The organism is Paenibacillus sp. 01T422 (genome assembly GCF_056398785.1).
In genome coordinates this window covers 1-3380 of sequence record NZ_JBFTQB010000733.1, presented here as the reverse complement: position 1 = coordinate 3380, position 3380 = coordinate 1, and the positions used below count along the sequence as shown (strand labels likewise).

The 3380-nt window shown below is 43.3% G+C and carries 3 protein-coding genes; all 3 read left to right on the top strand.

Annotated elements, in window-relative coordinates; translation table 11 throughout:
• The first annotated feature begins 39 nt into the window (after nucleotides 1-39).
• Complete coding sequence (locus AC1DUA_RS30055; RefSeq protein ID WP_477503233.1) at nucleotides 40-939, top strand: DMT family transporter; 900 nt, start codon at nucleotides 40-42, stop codon at nucleotides 937-939.
• A 1068-nt stretch (nucleotides 940-2007) separates the two neighbouring features.
• Nucleotides 2008-2907: a hypothetical protein gene (locus AC1DUA_RS30050; RefSeq protein WP_477503232.1), complete on the top strand. Its 900-nt coding sequence runs from the start codon at nucleotides 2008-2010 to the stop codon at nucleotides 2905-2907.
• Between the two features lie 172 nt (nucleotides 2908-3079).
• Nucleotides 3080-3380, top strand: a 301-nt coding sequence (locus tag AC1DUA_RS30045; RefSeq protein ID WP_477503231.1) for an ArsR/SmtB family transcription factor, incomplete at its 3' end; no start/stop codon positions are given.

Genomic DNA, 3380 nt, shown 5'->3' with positions numbered 1-3380 from the left:
AATCAAATATGATTTAGAGTTTAAGGAGATTTCAGAGAGATGCCAGAACGTAATGTTTTATGGAAGCTTTGGGGAGTATCGCTGCTATGGGGCTTCAATTATGTTGCCAGCGCCTATTTGCTGCGAGATTTCTCACCCATTTTTTTATCATTCGCACGACTCGTTGTCATGTCACTATTCTTAATTTCTGTAGCAATAATTAACAAATCAATCAGACGTCCAACCTCGCGAGAGTGGGGACTTCTATTGTTTGCCGGGATTTTTGGGACTTTATTCAACCAGTTGTTTTATTTCACTGGACTGCAGCATTCAACAGCTGGTAACGCAGCGCTCATTATTGCGCTTTCACCCATTGCTACGCTGATGTTGTCGCGCCTGTTTCTGAAAGAAGAAGTGACGTTGCTGAAGCTTACTGGATCTGTCGTAGCTTTAGTTGGTGTTGTATGTATTGTCCTGTATGGTGGAAAGACGCTCGGGATTTCTAAAGGCGATGTGTATCTGCTGTTCGCAATGTTGGGCATGTCGATCAGCCTTTTGTTCATTCGCAGACTAACTAATGGGATGACTTCCTATGAGGTGACGATATATGCAACGGTCATTGGCACGATTCTAATGTCACCTGCCGTCGCAGTTGAAGCGCTTCAAGGTAATCTTCATGGGAGCCACCATGTGCTGACTTGGCTATTGTTGATCAGTGTAGCCGTCATTGGGCAAGGCTTGGCTGGTTTTTGGTGGAATCAAGGCATTGCTGTTGTCGGACCGTCCACCAGCGCCATGTTTATGAATATCCCGCCATTCATCGCGATTATCGTAAGCTTCTTCTTGCTAGGCGATCCGATTCGAGCGGCTCAAATAGGCGGGGGCATACTGATCCTGGCTGGTGTCATGATAGCCAATATGAAGCGCCGGCAGCCTCGCGAGATTGGGGCGCGAGTCTAAACGAGCATGAAGTAGGCGGGTAAGTAGGCAGGCGAGTGATTGAACGAGCAGGGGAGTAAGTGCTTGGGCAGGCGAGCGAGTGAAAGAGTAGGGAAGTAAGAGCTTGGGCGGGCGAGCGAGTAAAAGATTAAAAGATTAATAGAGGATAAGAGTACAAGAGGACAAGAGGAAAAGAGTAAAAGAGTAAAAGAGTAAAAGAGTAAAAGAGTAAAAGAGCAGACAAATGAGCAAGTAAGCAAGTAAGCAAGTAAGCAAGCTAATAGGCTAGCAAGCGGGCGAGCAGGTAAGCGAGCAAACAAGCAAACAAGCAAACAAACAAACAAACAAACAAACAAGCAGGTGCCAAGAAGGCATCTGCTTGTTTGTGTCGAGCTTTTATGGAGCCCCCCATTTGAACTGGGCAACAGAGTGAAATTATTACTTGTAATTAACGCCGATTCCTCCAGTTATTTCTGGCGATTCACTCGGTTTTTCCCATTTAACGGGAATTTCTGCCGCTAAATTCATCAAATCTTGCCGATTTCATCCAGTTACGAGGAATATAGATGGAGTTTCTACCGTTAATTCATTCCCGGCCACATAGCAGCACAGAATAACGGCAGTTTTTCCATTTATTTCACCCGAAGCCGCGTAATGGAGCCTCTCATTGGAACGGGGAAACAGAGTRRAATTATTACTTGTTATTAACGCCGATTCCTCCAGTTATTTCCGGCGATTTACTTGATTTTTCCCATTTAACGGGAATTTCTGCCGCTAAATTCATCAAATCTTGCCGATTTCATCCAGTCACGAAGAATATAGATGGATTTTCTACCGCTAATTCATTCCCTGCGACTAAGCAGCACAGAATAACGGCAGTTTCTCCATCTATTTCAGCCGATGCCAAGGAGAAGCGTGCATGAAAAACGGGCAGCCAAAAACACTATTTCTTGGGAAATAATTCATAAATTCGTATTCGCGAAGGTATACAGATTTCGACACTCCTATTTCGACTGTAAATGCATTTATATGAAACTAGAATACTATTATTAGCATTTATACCCTTGGAGATAGTGAGGAGATGGCGATATGGTAAATTTAGATTTAGAGTTGGTATACAGTCCAAAACAGGTGCATGAGCATCTCCGGGTAAGCGATTCAAGCTTACGCAAATACGCAATGGCACTTGAGGCGAGAGGGTACAAATTTCGTAAAGAAGATAATGGCAATCGGATTTTTACGCAACATGATATCGATATCTTTGAAATCCTGAAACAACGACTAGATGCTGGTCAAAGCATGAAGACTGCGGCAAGTTCAACAATGAACCATGTTCGCAAGAGCGTCCCAAGAACGCTACCCGTTCCTGTGGCGCCAGTTGCTCCCCTAGCAGGCCCCCCAGCGGTAACCGAGCGTTCTTCAGACGTTTTCAAACAGAAGTTTGAGGAGGGTTTTGCAGGATTGCTGGAAGAAAGCATCAATACCGCGATGAAACCGCTCATCGAGGGCGTTTCTCAACTAAGCGGCCTTGTAGCTGATCTGGCAAACCAGAATAAACAGCTGCTAAGTCAAAATCAAGAGCTAAGAACCATGCTTCCAGCACCTCGGGACATCGAGGAAGAGAAGCGTCAGCAGCGAGAGATTGTAAATGAAGTGAAGGTGCTTCATGAAAAACAGAAGAAGCTCGAACAGCAGCATTATGAAGAACTTAAGCGTCAGAATGAGGAAATTCAAAAGCTCATTCCACCTGCGCCAGATCTCGATAAAGAGCGCATCGAGAGAACTAACGAGTATCTCACAATTCGCAGAATTAACTTGGCACTCGAGAGGGAGGCCTACGAGCATTGGAGTCAAAAGCCGGAACATGAACGGATTCGAAAGATTGGCTTGTTCAAGAAAGAAGAAAATATTGAAGTGCGTAATCAGTTCATAAAATCCTATATGGATGAATATTTTGAAGAACGGTTGCGCCTTGAATTTGCTCAATAAGAGGAGAAAGCAAGCTGATTCTGTGGGTGAGAACTCATGGGCTCAGCTTGCTTTTTCCAAATTCATCAATTTAATTTGATTTATCAATTGACCATAAAGGAATAACATAGTAACTTTATCTCAATAGCTAATTAAAAGAAATTATATTAATTCCATAAATGGGGTGATTACCTTGAAGAACGAATTACCCGTAAATGAGCATCTTTCAACTGCTAATGTTTCATTTGAAGCATACGAGCAGAAATTCAAAGCGTTGGCAGATGTAAAAAGGCTGCAAATTCTACACGAACTATGCCAACGAGGGAATACATGTGTATGTGATTTAACGGATATTGTGGAAATGCCACAATCCAAACTTTCATACCATCTCAAAATATTGCTAGATGCAGGCTTAATTACAAAAGAGACCAAAGGCACTTGGAGTTATTACGAGCTGAATCCGACAGAAATAGACGCGTTACTTTCTGAGCAGC